The sequence below is a fragment of the Sphingobium fuliginis genome (assembly GCF_004152845.1).
Taxonomy (GTDB): Bacteria; Pseudomonadota; Alphaproteobacteria; order Sphingomonadales; family Sphingomonadaceae; genus Sphingobium; species Sphingobium fuliginis.
On record NZ_SEON01000003.1, the window covers coordinates 16,867 to 34,659 of the forward strand.

Here is a 17,793-nt window from a genome sequence, read left to right on the forward strand (position 1 = left end):
AGCATTTCCGGATTGACCGTTTGAGGTCGGCGGCTCGGAAAATGCGGCATCGAAAGACAAGAGCATTTTCCCTCATGGTGAAATTGCTCTAGGGGCAGCGGGCAGGCCGGCAGGAGGATCGATGCAGCTTATCGGGCAGGTGGATGTGGAGGCGGCGCGGGCATCCGGCATGGATGCCGGGAAATTGCAGGCGCAGGCCGCCTTCGTTCATGAACGCTATGTCGTCCCGGGCAAGCTGCCCCATATGCAATGGCTCCTTTCGCGTGACGAACGACCCATCGTCTCGGTCCGCAGCGGTGCCGCACGCGCGACCGGCGAGCCGCTTGGGGATAACGCCCTTTACCGCATCGCCTCCATGACCAAGCCGGTGACCTCGGTCGCCTTCATGATGCTGGTGGAGCAGGGGCTGGTGGCGCTGGACGATCCGGTGACGAAGATATTGCCGGAATTCGCCGATCTCGCCGTCGGGGCCGATGGGGCGGATCGGATGCGCCGCCCGATGCTGATGATCGACCTGCTGCGGCACACATCGGGCCTCACTTATGGTTTGCAGCGGCAGACGGCCATCGACGCGCGTTACCGTGAACTCGGCCTCGACGAGTTCCAGCAGAAACGCAGTTCCGACGAATTCATCGCCGCGCTGGCCGCGCTGCCGCTGGAATTCTCGCCGGGTGAGCGGTGGAATTATTCGGTGTCCACCGATGTGCTGGGCGTCGTGGTGGAGCGGCTGAGCGGCCTCGACCTGGAGCGATTTTTCCGCGAGCGCATCTTCGATCCGCTGGGCATGCCGGACACATTCTTCGAATTGCCGGAGGATCGCGCCGGGCGGATGACGGACGCCTGGCAATGGGCGCAGGACGGCACGCTGTCGCTCTACGACCGGGGCGAACGCAGCGGGTGGCGCCGGCCGCTCAAGCTGCGTTCGGGGGGCGGGGGCCTCATCTCCTGCACGGCGGATTATCATCGCTTCGCCCGCATGTTGCTGCGCGGCGGCGAACTGGACGGCGTGCGGCTGCTGAAGCCGGAAACGGTCGCGGCGATGCATGCCAATCATCTGCCGGGCGGGGGCGATCTCGCCAGCCTGTCCTCCTCCATGTTCAGCGAGGCGGATTATGCGGGCGTGGGCTTCGGCCTCGGCTTCGCGACCGATCTCAGGACGCAGGAATATTATTGGGGCGGCGTGTTCTCGACATTCTTCTTCATCGATCCGGTGGAGCGGCTGATCGGCATTTTCATGACCCAGCATTTTCCCTCAAGCATCCATCCGGTCCGTCGCGAGTTGAGGCAGGGTGTTCGCCATGCCATCATCGAGAGCCGCGCCGATTAATTGCTGCGCTGCAAAATTTGCTGTTGGCGAGCCTCGGGACGGCGTGCCATCATCGCGCCCGGACTCGAAGGCGAAAAGGGGCACGTTTATGAACCTGAAAGGCCAACCCACCCTCCCGAAGCCCGCTCCCCGGCAGGTCGATCCGGAGGTCCTTGCCCATGAGATCGTAGAGCGGCTGACCTACCGGATCGGCAAGAACGCCACCGCCGCGAAGCCGCACGACTGGCTGCATGCGGTGATCCTCGCCATTCGCGACCGGGTGATCGATGCATGGATCGCCTCGACGGAGAAAACCTATGAGGAGCAGGGACGGCGGGTCTATTATCTGAGCCTGGAGTTCCTGATCGGGCGGTTGATGCGCGACGCGGCGTCCAACATGGAGATGCTGGACGACATGCAGGCGGCATTGAGTTCGCTGGGCGTCGACATCGACATCATCGCCGCGCTGGAGCCGGATGCCGCGCTGGGCAATGGCGGCCTGGGGCGGCTGGCGGCCTGCTTCATGGAGAGCATGGCGACGGTGGACGTGCCCGCCTATGGCTATGGCATACGCTATGTGAACGGCATGTTCCGGCAGGAGATTTCGGACGGCTGGCAGGTGGAATTGCCTGAAACCTGGCTGACCCACGGCAATCCCTGGGAATTCGAACGGCGCGAGGCGAGCTACGAGATCGGCTTTGGCGGCCGGGTCGACCCGTCGGAAAATGAGGACGCCAGCCCGCACCAGATGCGCTGGCGGCCGGCCGAGCGCGTCATCGCCACGCCTTATGACACCCCCATTGCGGGTTGGCGCGGGAAGCGCGTCAATACGCTGCGCCTGTGGGAAGCGCAGCCGATCGACCCGATCCTGCTCGACCGCTTCAATGCGGGCGACCATCTGGGCGCGCTGACGGAGAGCAATCGGGCGGAGGCGCTCACGCGCGTCCTTTACCCCGCCGACAGTTCGCCCGCGGGGCAGGAATTGCGGCTGCGGCAGGAATATTTCTTCTCCTCCGCGTCGCTGCAGGACGTCGTCCGGCGGCATATCCAATATTTCGGCGACATCCGCACCCTGCCGGAAAAGGCGGCGATCCAGCTCAACGACACCCATCCGGCCGTCGCCGTGGCGGAGTTGATGCGGATACTCCTCGACAATCACGGCGTCGATTTTGACGAGGCGTGGGACATCACCCGCCGGACGTTCAGCTACACCAATCACACGCTGCTGCCCGAAGCGCTGGAAAGCTGGCCCGTGCCGCTGTTCGAACGGCTGCTGCCCCGGCATATGCAGATCGTCTATGCGGTGAACAGCCGCCTGTTGGGGGAGGCGCGGCGATCCGGCCAGTTCGACGACCGGGCCATCGGCACCATCTCCCTGATCGACGAGGGGGGAGAGCGGCGGGTGCGCATGGGCAATCTGGCCTTTGCCGGATCGCACAGCGTCAACGGCGTGTCGGCGCTGCACACCGAATTGATGAAGGAAACGGTGTTCGCCGACTTCCACCGGCTCTACCCGGCGCGGATCAACAACAAGACCAATGGCGTCACCTTCCGCCGCTGGCTGATGCAGTGCAATCACGGGCTGTTCGAGTTGATCAGGGAAGCGATCGGGGACCGCTTCATGGACGATCCCGAAGCGCTGCGGGAACTGGATCGTTTCGCCGACGACAGTGCGTTCCAGCAAAAATTCCTGGCCGTCAAACGCGCCAACAAGGTCGCTCTGGCCGATCTGCTGCGCCAGCGGGTCAACGCCCGGATCGATCCTTCGGCCCTGTTCGACATCCAGATCAAGCGCATCCACGAATATAAGCGGCAGTTGCTCAACATCATCGAGGCGGTGTCGCTCTACGACCAGATAAGGTCGCATCCGGAAAAGGATTGGGTGCCCCGCGTCAAGCTGTTCGGCGGCAAGGCGGCGCCCAGCTATCACAATGCCAAGCTGATCATCAAGCTGGCGGGCGACGTGGCGCGGGCGGTCAATCACGACCCGGCGGTGCAGGGCCTGCTGAAGGTGCAGTTCGTGCCCAATTACAATGTGTCGCTGGCGGAAATGATGATCCCGGCCGCCGACCTGTCCGAACAGATTTCGACCGCTGGCATGGAAGCGTCGGGCACCGGCAACATGAAGTTCGCGGTCAACGGCGCGCTCACCATCGGCACGCTCGACGGCGCCAATGTGGAGATGCGCGACCATGTGGGGGAGGAGAATATCGTGATCTTCGGCCTCACCGCCGCCCAGGTGAACGAACGGCGCGCCCATGGCTACGACCCGCGCGAGGTGATCGGCCAGAGCCGCGAGCTGGGCCAGGCGCTGGATGCGATCGCGAGCGGCGTCTTTTCCCCCGACGATCCGGGACGGTACAGGGATCTGGTGCAGGGCATCTACGATCATGACTGGTTCATGGTCGCGGCCGATTTCGACAGCTATTCGGCCGCGCAGCGCAGGGTTGACGGGATATGGCAGGACCAGACGCTGTGGGCGCGCAAGGCGATCCACAATGTCGCGCGCATGGGCTGGTTTTCGTCCGACCGCACGATCAGGGAATATGCGACGGACATCTGGAAGGTGCCGGTTTGACGCGAGGCCGGAACTAGCGTGGGCTTGACCCCGGAACAGATCGCCCGCCTGCTGGAGGGGCGGGAGGACGATCCGTTCGCGACGCTTGGCGTCCATCCGGCGGAAAAGGGCTTCACCGCCTGCGTCTTCCTGCCCGATGCGGTGAGGGTCGATGCCTATAGGCTGGACGGCAAGGCCGCAGGCGCGCTGGACCGGGTCCATCCGGCAGGGCTGTTCTTCGGCAAGGTTGCCCTGCGCAAGCGCCAGCCCCTGCGCTATCGGGCGACCTATGCCGATGGCGGCGAATATACGCTGATCGATCCCTACAGCTTCGGCCCGGTGCTGGGGCCGATGGACGATTATTATTTTGCCGAAGGGTCTCATGCCCGGCTGTTCGACAAGATGGGCGCGCACCTCATCACCCATGAAGGGGTGGGGGGCACGCATTTCGCGGTCTGGGCGCCCAATGCGCAGCGGGTGTCGGTGGTGGGCGACTTCAACCGCTGGGACGGACGCCGGGCGCCGATGCGGCGGCGGCAGGATGCGGGAATATGGGAAATCTTCCTGCCCGAAGTGGGGGTGGGCAGCGCCTATAAATATGAGATTGTCGGGCCTGACGGGACGGTCCTGCCGCTGAAGGCCGATCCCTTCGCCTTCCGCTCCGAACTGCGGCCCGCCACGGCCTCCATCGTGGCGGCGGTGCCCGACCATGACTGGGGCGATGAGCGCCACCGCGACTATTGGCAAAGGGCCGATCCGCGCCGCGAACCCATTTCCGTCTATGAGGTGCACGCCGGTTCATGGCAGCGCGACGATGATGGAAATTTCCTGAGTTGGGATGACCTTGCCCACCGGCTGATCCCCTATGTGGTCGGCATGGGCTTCACCCATATCGAATTCCTGCCGATCAGCGAATTTCCCTATGATCCTAGCTGGGGCTATCAGACCACGGGCCTTTACGCGCCGACCGCGCGCTTTGGCGATCCGGAAGGCTTTGCCCGCTTCGTCGACGGCGCGCACCGGGCGGGAGTGGGCGTGATCCTCGACTGGGTGCCCGCCCATTTCCCGACCGACGCCCACGGGCTGGCCCATTTCGACGGCACCGCCCTTTATGAACATGCCGATCCGCGCAAGGGCTTCCATCCCGACTGGAACACGGCGATCTACAATTTCGGCCGGCGGGAGGTGGCGCAATATCTGGTCAACAACGCCCTCTTCTGGGCGGAGCGCTACCATGTCGACGGGCTTCGCGTCGATGCCGTCGCCTCGATGCTCTACCTCGATTACAGCCGCAAGGAAGGGGAGTGGATTCCCAACAGCCAGGGCGGGCGGGAAAATGTGGAGGCGGTCGATTTCCTGCGGCAGATGAACAAGGCGCTCTACGGCACCCATGCCGGCGTCATGACCATTGCCGAGGAGTCGACGAGCTGGCCGAAAGTGTCCCACCCCGTCCATGAAGGGGGCCTGGGCTTCGGTTTCAAATGGAATATGGGCTTCATGCACGACACGCTGCGTTATCTGGCGCGCGATCCGGTGCACCGCGCCCATCATCATGACGACATCACCTTCGGCCTGCTCTACGCCTTTACGGAGAATTTCGTGCTGGCGCTCAGCCATGACGAGGTGGTGCATGGCAAGGCGTCCCTGCTGCACAAGATGCCGGGCGACGACTGGCAGAAATTCGCGACCCTGCGCGCCTATTACGCCATGATGTGGGGCTATCCGGGCAAGAAGCTGCTGTTCATGGGGCAGGAATTCGCGCAGCGGGCCGAATGGAGCGAGGCGCGGGCGCTCGACAGGCACCTGCTCGATCACGCGCCGCATCGGGGCGTGCAGTTGCTGGTGAGCGACCTCAACCGCCTCTATCGTTCTCGCCCGGCGCTGCATGCCCGCGATTGCGAGCCGGAGGGTTTCGAATGGGTGCTGGTCGACGCGGCGGCGGATTCGGTCTTCGCCTGGGTCCGTCGCGCGCCCGGCGTATCGCCCATCGTCGTCATCAGCCATTTCACGCCGACCTTGCGCCACGGCTACAGGATGCGCCTGCCCTCCGGCGGCCGCTGGCGCGAGATCATCAACAGCGATGCGGCGGATTATGGCGGCAGCGGCGCGGGAAATATGGGAATTGTCGTCGCGGATGAGGAAGGATGGGCCAATGTCACCATTCCGCCGCTTGGAACGTTGATGCTGGAACTGGACTATTGAAACCGACGGGCGGAAACCGAGCGCTCGCGAGCATGAAGGAGAAGAGGGCGATGCAGCCAAGACACCAGCCGATCGCCCGTGACGCCATGGCCTATGTTCTGGCCGGCGGCAGGGGCAGTCGCCTGGCCGAGTTGACCGACCGGCGCGCCAAGCCCGCGGTGCATTTCGGGGGCAAGGCGCGGATCATCGACTTCGCCCTTTCCAACGCGCTCAACAGCGGCATCAGGCGCATCGGCGTCGCGACGCAATATAAGGCGCATTCGCTGATCCGGCATCTGCAGCGCGGCTGGAACTTCTTCCGGACGGAGCGTAACGAGAGCTTCGACATCCTGCCCGCCAGCCAGCGCGTGTCGGAAAGCCAATGGTATGAGGGCACGGCCGATGCGGTGTTCCAGAATATCGACATCATCGAAAGCTATGCGCCGGAATATATGGTCATCCTGGCGGGCGACCATGTGTACAAGATGGACTATGAGCTGATGCTCCAGCAGCATGTCGACAGCGGCGCGGACGTCACCGTCGGCTGCATGGAGGTGCCGGTGAAGGAAGCCAGCGGCTTCGGCGTCATGCATGTGGACGAGCAGGACGTGATCACCGCCTTTGTCGAGAAGCCGAAGAACCCGCCGCACATTCCCGGCAGCCCGGGCATGGCGCTGGCGTCCATGGGCATCTATGTCTTCCGCACCGCCCTTTTGATCGAGGAACTGCGGCGCGATGCGGACGATCCGGACAGCAAGCGCGATTTCGGGGGCGACATCATCCCGCACATCGTCAAGCATGGCAAAGCCGTCGCTCACCGCTTCTCCAGCAGTTGCGTCCGCGCAGAGAGCGAACCTGTGCCCTATTGGCGCGACGTCGGCACCATCGACGCCTATTGGCAGGCCAATATCGACCTGACCGACGTGGTGCCCTCGCTCGACCTCTACGACCGGAGCTGGCCGCTCTGGACCTATTCCGAAGTCACCCCGCCGGCGAAATTCGTGCACAATGAGGAGGGACGGCGCGGTTCCGCCACATCCTCCCTGATCGCGGGCGGGTGCATCGTGTCGGGATCGTCGCTCCACCGCAGCCTGTTGTTCACCGGGGTGCGCACGCACAGCTTCTCGTCCGTGACGGAAAGCGTCATCATGCCCGACTGCGTGATCGGGCGCGGTGCGCGGCTGCACAAATGCGTGCTGGATTCAGGCGTGATCATCCCGCCCGGCCTGATCGTCGGAGAACATCCGGAGCATGACGCGCAGCGTTTCCGACGGACCGAAAGCGGCGTGACGCTGATCACCCAATATATGATCGAGCGGCTGGCGGACTGAAACTTGGGCGGGGGAATGGCGATGCGGGTGCTTTCGGTCACGTCCGAAATCTATCCGCTGGTGAAGACCGGGGGGCTGGCCGATGTGGCGGGTGCCTTGCCGGGCGCGCTGGCGGGGCATGGCATTGGGGTCAGGACGCTGGTGCCGGGCTATCCGGCGGTTCTTTCGCGCCTGGGCAAGGCGAAGCTGCTGCGCCGTTATGACGCGCTGTTCGGCGCGCCGGCGGCGGTGCTGGCGGCGAAGCTGGGCGACCTCGACCTGCTGGTGCTGGATGCCCCGGACTTCTTCGCGCGGGAAGGCGGCCCCTATGGCGATGCGGGCGGCGGCGAATGGCCCGATAACTGGAAACGCTTCGCCGCCCTGTCGCGTGCCGGGGCGGACATGGCGGCCGAAGGGGTGAAGGGCTGGCGGCCCGACCTGGTCCATGCGCATGACTGGCAGGCGGCGATGACCGCCGCCTATATGCGCTTCGGGCCGGCTCACGCCGTGCCCAGGGTGGTGACGATCCACAACCTTGCCTTCCAGGGACGTTTCGGCGCGGATGTCTTTCCCCAGCTCGGCCTGCCGCCCGAAGCCTGGGGCGTGGACGGGGTCGAATATTATGGCGGCACGGGCTATCTGAAGGCAGGGCTTGTCTCGGCCGATGCCATCACCACCGTCAGCCCCACCTATGCCGACGAAATCCGCTCCCCGATGCATGGCATGGGGCTGGACGGCCTGATCAACGGCCGGTCCGACAGGCTGCACGGCATATTGAACGGCGTCGATACCGCCATATGGGACCCCGCCGCCGATCCCCTGATCGCCAAACCCTTCAGCGCGCGGGCGCTGGGCGGGCGCGGCGCCAGCCGCCGCGTCCTCGAAACGCAGTTCGGCCTCGACCGCGACGACGCGCCGATCTTCATCATCGTCAGCCGCCTCACCTGGCAGAAGGGCATGGACATGGTGATGGACGCCATCGACCATCTGGTGGGGCTGGGCGGCAAGCTTGCCCTTCTGGGGTCGGGCGACCATCCGCTGGAGGGCGCGTTCCTGGCGGCGGCGGACCGGCATCGCGGGCGGGTGGGCGCTCGGATCGGCTATGACGAGCCGCTGTCGCACCTGATGCAGGCGGGGGCCGACGCCATATTGATCCCTTCCCGCTTCGAACCTTGCGGCCTGACCCAGCTTTACGGCCTTCGCTATGGCTGCGTGCCGGTGGTGGCGCGGGTCGGCGGGCTGGCGGACACGGTGATCGACGCCAATGAGGCTGCCGTCGGCGCGGGCGTGGCGACCGGCATCGTCTTCCCGCCGTCCGATCCGCTGGCGCTGCATGGAGCGATTGCGCGCACCATCCGGCTTCATGCGCATCGGCCGACATGGCAGGCGATGCAGCGCGCCGGCATGCGCGCCGATTTCTCCTGGACCCACAGCGCGGCGCGCTATGCGGAACTGTTCCGCGCACTGGTCCGGACCACCGCATGAGCCCGCAGCCGCTGGGTCCGGGCATGCACGGCCGCGGAACCCGTTTCCGGGTCCATGCGCCCGACGCGGACCGGCTCTGGCTGTGCCTGTTCGATGCCCGGGATCGCGAAACGCGCCTGACCATGGCAAGGGAGGGCGAGGACATCTGGTCCGTCAATGCGCCCGGCGTGGGGGAGGGCGCCCGCTATGGCCTGCGCGCCGACGGTCCCTTTGATCCGGATGCGGGGCTGTGGTTCGATCCGGACAAGCTGCTGCTCGATCCCTATGCGCCTGCCATCGACCGGCCGTTCGCCTATGATCCGATGCTGGCCGCACCGCGCGGCAAAGGCAGCGACACGGCAGGCTTGATGCCCAAGGGGGTGGTGTCCGCGCCGTTTCCCTTGGTGCCCCCGGAACCGCCGATCTTCCGGTCCGGCGGGCTGATCTATGAGGTGCAGGTCCGCGGCTTCACCATGCTGCATCCCGACATTCCGGAGGCGCAGCGCGGCACCATCGCGGCCCTTGGGCACCCCGCCGTGATCGAACATCTGCGCCGCCTGCACGTCTCCGCCATCGAACTGATGCCGATCAACGCCTGGATCGACGAACGGCATCTGGCGCCGCTGGGACTGCGCAATGCCTGGGGTTATAATCCGGTCAGCTATTTCGCGCTCGATCCCCGGCTGGCGCCGGGCGGCATGGCGGAACTGCGTGGCGCGGTGGATGCGCTGCATGCGGCCGGGATCGGCGTGATCCTCGACATGGTCTATAATCATGACGGGGAAAGCGACCGCGAGGGCCCGACCCTGTCGCTCCGCGGCCTGGATGCGCGCAGCTATTTCCGGCATGAACCCGATGGCCGCCTGATCAACGATACGGGCACGGGCAACAGCATCGACTGCAACCATCCCGTCGCGCAGCGGCTGATCCTGGCGTCGCTGCGCCATTTCGTCGGCTTAGCGGGAGTCGACGGCTTCCGCTTCGACCTCGCTCCCGCGCTGGGGCGCCTGCCGACGGGTTTCGACAGCGAGGCGCCATTGCTGAGGGCCATGCGCGACGATCCGCTGCTGTCCGACCGCATCCTGATCGCGGAACCGTGGGACATCGGCCCCGGCGGTTATCAGCTCGGCCGTTTCGGGGCGCGCTGGCTGGAATGGAACGACCGCTATCGCGACGATATGCGCCGCTTCTGGCGCGGGGATCGCGGTATGACCGGCGCGCTCGCGACCCGCATCGCGGGATCGTCCGACATTTTCCATGCCGATCCGGCAACGCGCACCGTCAATTTTCTGGCCGCCCATGACGGCTTCACGCTGGCGGATGTGACCGCCTATGACCATCGCCACAACGAAGCCAATGGCGAGCAGAACCGCGACGGCCATGGCGAAAATTTCAGCTGGAACAACGGCATCGAGGGCGCGACCGCCGATCAGGCCATTCGGGCAGCGCGGCGGCGCGACATCAAGGCGCTGCTCGGCACGCTATTCTGTTCGCGCGGCGCGATCATGCTCACCGCAGGCGACGAGTTCGGCCGGACGCAGCAGGGCAACAACAACGCCTATGCGCAGGATAATGCAATCGGCTGGGTCGACTGGCAGGGCCGCGACCGGGACATAGAGGCGCATGCGTTCGCGCTTGCCGACATGCGGGCGTCGACGCCGGACTTCAGCGACGCGGGCTGGCTCTCGGAAACGGATGTCGAGTGGCTCGACGAGCGGGGACAGCCGATGACCGTCGCGCAATGGGAAGATCCGGATCGCCGCTGCCTGGCCATGCGCTTCCGGCGATCGGGCTTCACCGTCTTCATCAATGGCGGCGACTGGCCGCATGACTTCGGCGGGGTGCACATTCCCGCCCGAACGGTCCTACCCATCCCGGCTGAATAGGAAGGCGGTCGATTTGGCGAGGCCGTTGGAGATCGTCGCCAACGCCCGCGAGGCCCCCGGCACCTGCCGCTCGCCCGCACGGTCCGTGACCTGCGCGACCGCCTCGGCAAGCTGGGTCATGCCGTGCAGCCGCCCTTCGCCCAGCGCTCCGCCGCCCGTATTGATCGGCAGGCGCCCGTCCGGATCGCCATGCCCCTCGCGCAGGAAGGCCAGTCCTTCGCCGTCGCGGCAGAAGCCCATGCCCTCCAGCCAGGTCAGCACCAGCACGCTGAAACCGTCATAAAGCTGCGCATTGTCCACATCCGCCGGGGACAGGCCGGTCGCCTCCCACAGCCGGCGCGCCACATCCTTCGCGCCGTCCCACATATCCTCAAGGTTCATCGGCGTGCCTCCCGCGCCCTGATGGGCGGAGGCCGCGAAGCCGGTGAGCAAGGCAGGCGGCCGGCGCAAATGCCGCGCCCGTTGGGTGGAGGTCAGGATCATCGCGCAGCAGCCATCGACCGGAATGTCGCAATCGAGGATGGATATGGGATCGGCGATCATCCGGGCGGCGAGATAATCCTCCATCGTGATCGTCTTGCCTCGCCAATAGGCATTGGGGTTGCGTTGCGCATTGGCGCGGTTCCGGGCGATATAAGGCGCGAAATCCGCCCGGTCATAACCATGAAGCGCAAAATAGCGGCGCAGCGCCACGGCGGCCCAGGCCGGCGGCATGCTGAAGCCATAGGGCGCCAGATACTGGTCGCCTCCCACCGCATGGGCCGATTCGAAATTCACATAGCGCCCGTCGGGCACATGCAGCGCGCGATAGACCAGCACATGGTCGCAAAGCCCGCCTGATATGGCGAGCGCGCCGTCGATGACGCTCTGCGTCACCATGCCGTTGGTGGAGCCGATCCACCGGATGGCCGGAGCGACCCCCAGCAATCCCGCCAGATACCAGGGCGTCACGACGTCGATCCCTTCGTCCACGCCCTTGCGCCCGCCATAGCGCGGCATGGCGGGGGATGTGGCGATGCCGTCCAGATCGCCGCGCCGCAATCCGGCATCGGCCAGCGCGGCGTCGCACGCCTCCAGCGTCAGCGCGGCCAGGCTCCGGTCCGACCGGCGTTCCAGCCTGCTATAGCCCAGCCCGGCGACGGCCACCTCGTCCCGATGGTCCCACATGGTCAGCGCGCCGGGCCGAACTGCACCAGCGTGCAGTCCTTGGTCACATCCTCGAACCGCGCTTCGAGGGGGAGGCCGATGCGCAGCGCATCGGCGGCGATGTCCACAAGGTTGCCGCTCATCAACAGGCGCGCCTGCTCCTCCAGTTCGACCACCGCCAGGATGACGGGCAGCCGGTCGCGAAAGCCGGGCGAGGGCGGGTCGTGCAGCACGGTCCAGCTATGCAGCGTCGCGCGTCCCGATAGCGGCGTGAAGCCCAAACCGGCGCCGCCGCAGTTCCGGCAGGCGACCTCCGGCGGATAGGCCATCCAGCCGCAGGCGTCGCATTTCTGCATATGCAGCTCGTGCCGCCGCGCCGCAGCCCAGAAGGGTTCCGAAAGCGGATCGGGAAGGGGAAGCGGCCGTTGCGGGCAGGCGGCTTGCGGCATCGGTTTCATGAGCCCCCGAAATGCGGCGGCCGTTTCTCCCGCGCAGCCGCCAAGCCTTCCCAATGGTCCTGCGTCGTCGCCATCAGCGGCTGCATGGCGAATTCCAGTTCCAGATATTGATCCAGCGACAGGCCCGGCGCGGCCTCGAACTGCCGCTTCGCCATGCCGATCGCCAGCGTAGGCCCCTCGGCCAGGGATGCCCCCAGTTCCAGCGCACGCGCCATCAGCGCTTCGCTTTCCACCAGTTCCAGCACCAGCCCCAGCCGCAAAGCCTCCTGCGCGTCGACCATGCGGGCGGAATAGACGATTTCCTTGGCGCGCATCGGCCCGACCAACCGGCTGAGCTGCCACACGGCGCCTGCGTCCGGCACATATCCGATCCGCGCAAAGCTCTGGCAGAAGCGCGCTTGCGGCGTGGCGATGACGATGTCGCAGGCCAGCGCCAGGCTCCAGCCGGCGCCTACGCAGGCGCCGTCCACCGCCGCGATCACCGGCTTGCGGATGCCGGCGACCGCCTTCACCATCCGGTGCAGCCAGCGCATCCGGCGCAGGAAGGCGGCCGTGCCCTGATGGCCCATGTCGCCGGTATCCGCGCCGGAGCAATATTGCCCGTTCGCGCCCGTCAGGATGACGGCGCGGACATCCTCATCCTCCGCCAGATCGTCGAAGGCGCGCCAGATTTCCTCCCGCATGGCCATGGTGAAGGCGTTCGCCCGTCCGGGCTGATCGAGCGTCACGATGCCGACGCGGCCCTGGCTTGCGATCCGGACGGTCATGACGGGGCGCTGCGGCGCACGTCCTTCTCCTAAATATGATCTTTGGTGCAATATTAAATGGGGAAATTCCGTCCTGTCAATCGCTGAGTCGCGTTGACAACGGCACAATATTGCACGATGGTGCAATAAAAGGCGGCATTTGGGCGCCCCGACGGAGGATGGGAGATCGATGAGGAAGGCAGGTTTTACGGTCATGGCGGCGGGCGCCGCGCTGCTCGCGCTCTCCACGGGGGTGGTTTCCCGCTCGGCGGAGAGCGCGTCTCCGGCCGGGGCCAACTGGTCCAGCTTCGGCGGCGACGACAAGGAACAGCATTACAGCCCGCTCGCGCAGATCCGGGAGCAGAATGTCGGAAAGCTCGGCCTTGCCTGGTCCTATGATGTCGACAGTTTCGACAGCTATACCCAGCCTCTGGCCGTCAATGGCGTCATCTATTTCGCGGTAGGACTCAGCGTCGTTCACGCGGTCGATGCGCGAACCGGCAAGCTGCTATGGCAATATGATCCCGACGTCGCCAGTCAACCGGAAGCCAAATGGCGGATGCGCGCGGGATGGGGCACGCGGGGCATCGCCTATAAGGACGGCACCGTCTTCACCGCCACCCGCGAAGGCCGCCTGATCGCGATAGACGCCGGGACGGGCAAGCCGCGCTGGTCGGTCAAGACGCTGGACGAGGCGGAGGGCGGCTATATCACCGGCCCGCCATGGGTCGCCGGCGACAAGGTGGTGATCGGCTTCGGGGGCGCGGACTACAGTCCGACGCGTGGCTATGTCACCGCCTATGACATCAAGACCGGCAAGAAAGCCTGGCGCTGGTATGTCGTGCCCGGCGATCCGGCCAAGGGTTTCGAGAACAAGGCGATGGAGGCAGCCGCCAAGACCTGGAGTGGCGAATGGTGGAAATGGGGCGGGGGCGGCTCCGTCTGGCACGCCATGGCCTATGACGCAAAATATGACCGCATCTATATCGGCACCGGCAACGGCTTTCCGTGGAACATCAAGATCCGCAGCCCCGGCGGCGGCGACAATCTCTACCTCTCCTCCATCGTCGCGCTGGACGTGAAGACCGGCGAATATGTCTGGCACTATCAGGTCAATCCTGAAAACAGCCATGACTGGAACGACGCCATGGACATCGAACTGGCCGATGTCATGATCGGCGGCCGGATGCGGTCCGTGCTGCTGCACGCGCCGAAGAACGGCTTCTTCTATGCCATCGACCGCGAAACCGGCAAGTTCATCCAGGCGGGCGAGTTCGCCAGGCAGAATTGGGCCAAGCGCATCGATCCCGTGACGGGGCGGCCGGAGATCAACCCGGAGGCGCAATATCCCGACGGCAAGCCGTTCATGATGTACCCCTTCCCCAATGGCGCGCACGGCATACAGGCCATGTCGTTCAGCCCGAAGACGGGCTACAGCTATATCCCGGTGATGGAGGGCGGCCGGGTCTTCGTCGATCCGGCCAATGTGAAGGGCTGGACGTACAAGCCCGGCATGATGGTGAATACCGGCCTGGGGGCTCCGCCCGCCAACCTCGTCCCGCCCGCCGCGACGAGCAAGCTGGTCGCCTATGACGTCGCCAACAACAGGATCGCCTGGTCCGTGCCCCAGCCGGGCGTGTTCAACGGCGGCACGCTGGCGACGGCGGGCAATCTGGTGTTCCAGGGCACCAATGACGGCATGTTCAACGCCTTTTCCGCGACGACGGGGCGCAAGCTCTGGTCCTGGCCGGCGCAGAACGGCATACTTTCCGCGCCGATCAGCTATTCGGTCGGCGGCCGGCAATATGTCAGCGTCATCACCGGCTTCCGCAGCAGCTTCGCCAATTCGCCCAATTGGGATTATCGCCAGCAGCAGCGGCGATTGCTGACCTTCACCATCGGCGGGGCCCGGAAGCTGCCCAGGGTCGATCCCGTGGACGAACCGATCCAGGACGATCCAGCCTTCGTGGTGGACGCCGACAAGGCGAAAGTGGGGGCGGGCATCTACAACAGCAGCTGCATCATCTGCCATGGCTCGGGCATGGTCGCGGGCGGCGCGGCGCCGGACCTGCGCAAGTCGGGCGTGCCGCTGGACGCTGAAACCTTCAGGTCGGTGGTGCATGACGGTGCCCTGATGTCGCGGGGCATGGGGTCCTTCGCGCAGTTGAGCGACGCGGAACTGGAGGGGCTACGGCACTATATCCGTCAGCGCGCGCGCGAAACCGCGCCCAAGGGCAAGTGACGCGGATGCAGGCCCCACCCGCTTTACGGGCGCATGGCAGCCCCGCTTCGCCTTCGGGCGGGGCGGGGTTCATGCGTCATGAAGACGATGAATTTGCACCATCATCCAATCCCGCTATGATCCCGGCACTTGGGATGAGTGTTGGGCAATGAAGGCGAGCGATCTTGGCGAGTAAAGCGAACGAAGAATTGAAGGAAGGCGGAGAGCGGCCGCAGACCTATTCCAGTCCGGCGATTATCGAGCGCCGCCGCCGGATTTTGGAGGAAACCCGGAAGGTTATCGCTGAACAGGGCATTGCCGCGCTCAGCATGAATGAGATCGGCCAGCGCGCCGGCGTTGCCAAGCGAACCCTCTACAACGCCTTCCAGACTCGCGAACGGATGATCGCGTCGGCGATTCAGGAATATTTCGACGAATATGTGAGCCGCATCGCCTATTCCAGCGAACCCGGCACGATGCAGCACAATCTGGAGCGCATGATCTCCGTCGTGCAGCGGAACCGGAAGATCCGCAATTATATCAAGGCGATCATGGCGCTCTATTTCAGTTCCGATGTCGACCATGACATCTGGGCGGCGATGCATTCGCCCGCGGTCCACCATAACCGCCAGTGGATCGAGGTGCTGGAGGCGAAGAAGCAGCTCCAGCCCTGGGTCGAGGTCGACAAGCTGGTCGAGGATCTGGTGCGATTCGAATATGCGACGATCAACGACTGGGCGCAGGGGCGGATTCCCGACGACCAGATCATCGTGCGGCTGGTCGGAAGCTATCTGACATCCTTGCTGGGCGCGCTGAAGGGCGCGGCCCGCAAGGATGTGGAGGCGCTGATCAAGGACATATCCGACCGCGGCATGGACGCCCTGCCGATGCCCCAGCGTCCCAAGGTGGCGGCATGAATTTGCACATGGATGCAAATTTACTTGAAGAGTCGCGCGCTGTCGGCTAGTCAGTTCCTGCCCCTGGCGAAAGGGCGGGAATGGAGAGCGAGAGAGATGAACGCGGTGAGCGAAACCCCCGAATTGCTGCTCTTGTCTGAGGATCAGGGGATCGCGCATATCGTCCTCAACCGGCCCCGCGCGAAGAACACCGTGTCCTTCGCCATGTGGGAGCAGTTTTCCGCCGCGCTCGACGCGCTTGAGAATGCGACGCCCGCGCGTTTGCTCATCATCAGCGGGGCGGAGGATTATTTCAGCAATGGCGGCGACGTGAAGCTGCCGCCCGCAAGGGGGGAAGGCGCGCTGGCGCTGGCGGCGCGGCTGGAAATGGGACAGCGGATCATCGGCCGCTTGCGAGCGCTGCCCATTCCAACGGTCGCGGCGGTGGAGGGCGGCGCGTTCGGCGTGTCGTGGAGCCTCGCCATGGCCTGCGACATGATCTTCGCGGCGGACAATGCCCGTTTCGGCGCGCCCTTCCTGGAATTCGGCCTCGTTCCCGATGGCGGCGCGGCCTGGTTCCTGACCAGGCAACTGGGCCGGGCCCGGGCGGCGGAGATCGTCTTTTCGGGGCGGACGCTGGATGCGGCGGAGGCGCTGTCGCTCGGCCTCGTCAGCCGCGTGGTGAAGCCGGGCAGCGCGGTGGAGGAGGCTCTGGCGCTCGGCCGGACGATCGGTGACGGCAATCGCCATGCCGTCGAACTGACCAAGCGGCTGCTCCAGCAGGCGGAAAGCGGCGATCTGGCGACGGCCCACGCGCTGGAACTGGCCTATTGCCACATCTGCCAGGCGGGCGAGGAAGTGCCCCGCGCCCGCGAACGCTTCAAGGCGCGCGCCGCCGCGAAAGCCGCCGCCAGGGCCGCGGAATAACGGAGGGTCCGACCCATGCAGTTCGACATGCGCGCCCTTCCGATGGTCACGCGGTACAAGATCGTCAATTCGACCATCACGCCGCGCCCGATCGCCTGGATCACCAGCCAATCCGCCGAAGGCATCGTGAATGCCGCACCCTACAGCTTCTTCAACTGCGTAGGCACCGAGCCGCCGCTGGTTGCGCTGGGGCTGCTGAAGGAACCGGTGTCCCGGGGGCTGAAGAACACCGCGTCCAACATCATCGCGACGGGCGAGTTCGTCGTGAACCTCGTCTGCGAGGCGGACGCCGAAAGGATGAACCTCTGCAGCGTCGACGCGCCCGCCGACGTCAGCGAGATCGACTATGCCGGCATCCAGACCGCGCCGTCGGAGCTGGTCGCGCCGCCGCGCATCGCCACCAGCCCGGTCAGCTTCGAATGCCGCAAGGTCGCCGCGATGGACATCGGCGCGATGCAGACGGTGGTCATCGGCGAAATCCTGATGGCCCATATCCGCGACGAGTTCATCACCGACCGGGAACGGGTCTATTTCGACACGCCCGCGATGAAGCTGATCGGCCGGACCCATGGCAGCGGCTGGTATGTCCGCAATGGCGACAGTTTCCAGATGGACCGGCCCCGCTACGACCCGTCGCGCATGGCGAAGGACAGGGCGGCGGAATGAATTTGAACCCATGGTGCAAAATTACTTGC

Annotated in this window: 13 protein-coding genes; 10 read left to right on the forward strand and 3 right to left on the reverse strand. The window is 65.4% G+C overall.

Features of this window, described 5'->3' with window-relative positions; all coding sequences use genetic code 11:
* Positions 1-121: 121 nt before the first annotated feature.
* The 6 genes from EWH10_RS08960 to glgX all read left to right on the forward strand — a co-directional run bounded on the left by EWH10_RS08960 (position 122) and on the right by glgX (position 10,704).
* Positions 122-1,327 (forward strand): serine hydrolase domain-containing protein, encoded by a 1,206-nt coding sequence (locus EWH10_RS08960; protein ID WP_044662048.1) that lies wholly within the window; start codon positions 122-124, stop codon positions 1,325-1,327.
* Between the two features lie 88 nt (positions 1,328-1,415).
* The gene (locus tag EWH10_RS08965) at positions 1,416-3,884 is read left to right on the forward strand and encodes a glycogen/starch/alpha-glucan phosphorylase (RefSeq protein ID WP_044662049.1); all 2,469 of its coding nucleotides are present in this window, start codon (positions 1,416-1,418) and stop codon (positions 3,882-3,884) included.
* 18 nt (positions 3,885-3,902) lie between these two features.
* The gene (gene glgB / locus EWH10_RS08970; RefSeq protein ID WP_044662050.1) at positions 3,903-6,065 is read left to right on the forward strand and encodes a 1,4-alpha-glucan branching protein GlgB; all 2,163 of its coding nucleotides are present in this window, start codon (positions 3,903-3,905) and stop codon (positions 6,063-6,065) included.
* Positions 6,066-6,115: 50 nt separating this feature from the next.
* Positions 6,116-7,375 carry a glucose-1-phosphate adenylyltransferase gene (gene glgC / locus EWH10_RS08975; protein ID WP_025548086.1) on the forward strand — a complete coding sequence of 420 codons (1,260 nt, stop codon included), beginning with the start codon at positions 6,116-6,118 and terminating at the stop codon, positions 7,373-7,375.
* A gap of 15 nt (positions 7,376-7,390) precedes the next feature.
* Complete coding sequence (glgA, locus tag EWH10_RS08980; RefSeq protein ID WP_044662051.1) at positions 7,391-8,839, forward strand: glycogen synthase GlgA; 1,449 nt, start codon at positions 7,391-7,393, stop codon at positions 8,837-8,839.
* A complete protein-coding gene (gene glgX, locus EWH10_RS08985; RefSeq protein ID WP_044662052.1) occupies positions 8,836-10,704 on the forward strand; it encodes a glycogen debranching protein GlgX in 1,869 nt (622 codons plus the stop codon). Before glgA ends, glgX begins: the two co-directional genes overlap by 4 nt.
* Here glgX and EWH10_RS08990 read toward each other — a convergent pair.
* The 3 genes from EWH10_RS08990 to EWH10_RS09000 are packed head-to-tail and all read right to left on the reverse strand — an operon-like array spanning position 10,684 to position 13,075.
* Entirely contained in the window at positions 10,684-11,871 is a 1,188-nt protein-coding gene (locus tag EWH10_RS08990) for a thiolase family protein (protein WP_044662053.1), read from the reverse strand. The genes glgX and EWH10_RS08990 overlap by 21 nt on opposite strands.
* 2 nt (positions 11,872-11,873) lie before the next feature.
* Complete coding sequence (locus EWH10_RS08995; protein ID WP_048577113.1) at positions 11,874-12,299, reverse strand: Zn-ribbon domain-containing OB-fold protein; 426 nt, start codon at positions 12,297-12,299, stop codon at positions 11,874-11,876.
* Between the two features lie 5 nt (positions 12,300-12,304).
* Positions 12,305-13,075, reverse strand: a complete 771-nt coding sequence (locus tag EWH10_RS09000; protein ID WP_044662055.1) for an enoyl-CoA hydratase/isomerase family protein — start codon at positions 13,073-13,075, stop codon at positions 12,305-12,307.
* A 169-nt stretch (positions 13,076-13,244) separates the two neighbouring features.
* On the opposite strand from EWH10_RS09000, the gene EWH10_RS09005 reads away from it, so the two are divergent.
* From EWH10_RS09005 to EWH10_RS09020, 4 genes are all read left to right on the forward strand, one after another.
* Positions 13,245-15,296, forward strand: a complete 2,052-nt coding sequence (locus tag EWH10_RS09005; RefSeq protein ID WP_371873084.1) for a PQQ-dependent dehydrogenase, methanol/ethanol family — start codon at positions 13,245-13,247, stop codon at positions 15,294-15,296.
* A gap of 164 nt (positions 15,297-15,460) precedes the next feature.
* Positions 15,461-16,192: a TetR/AcrR family transcriptional regulator gene (locus tag EWH10_RS09010; protein WP_025548094.1), complete on the forward strand. Its 732-nt coding sequence runs from the start codon at positions 15,461-15,463 to the stop codon at positions 16,190-16,192.
* Between the two features lie 96 nt (positions 16,193-16,288).
* A complete protein-coding gene (locus EWH10_RS09015) occupies positions 16,289-17,098 on the forward strand; it encodes an enoyl-CoA hydratase/isomerase family protein (RefSeq protein WP_044662057.1) in 810 nt (269 codons plus the stop codon).
* Between the two features lie 15 nt (positions 17,099-17,113).
* Positions 17,114-17,764, forward strand: coding sequence for a flavin reductase family protein (locus tag EWH10_RS09020; protein WP_025548097.1), 651 nt, complete (start codon positions 17,114-17,116; stop codon positions 17,762-17,764).
* Positions 17,765-17,793 lie beyond the last annotated feature (29 nt).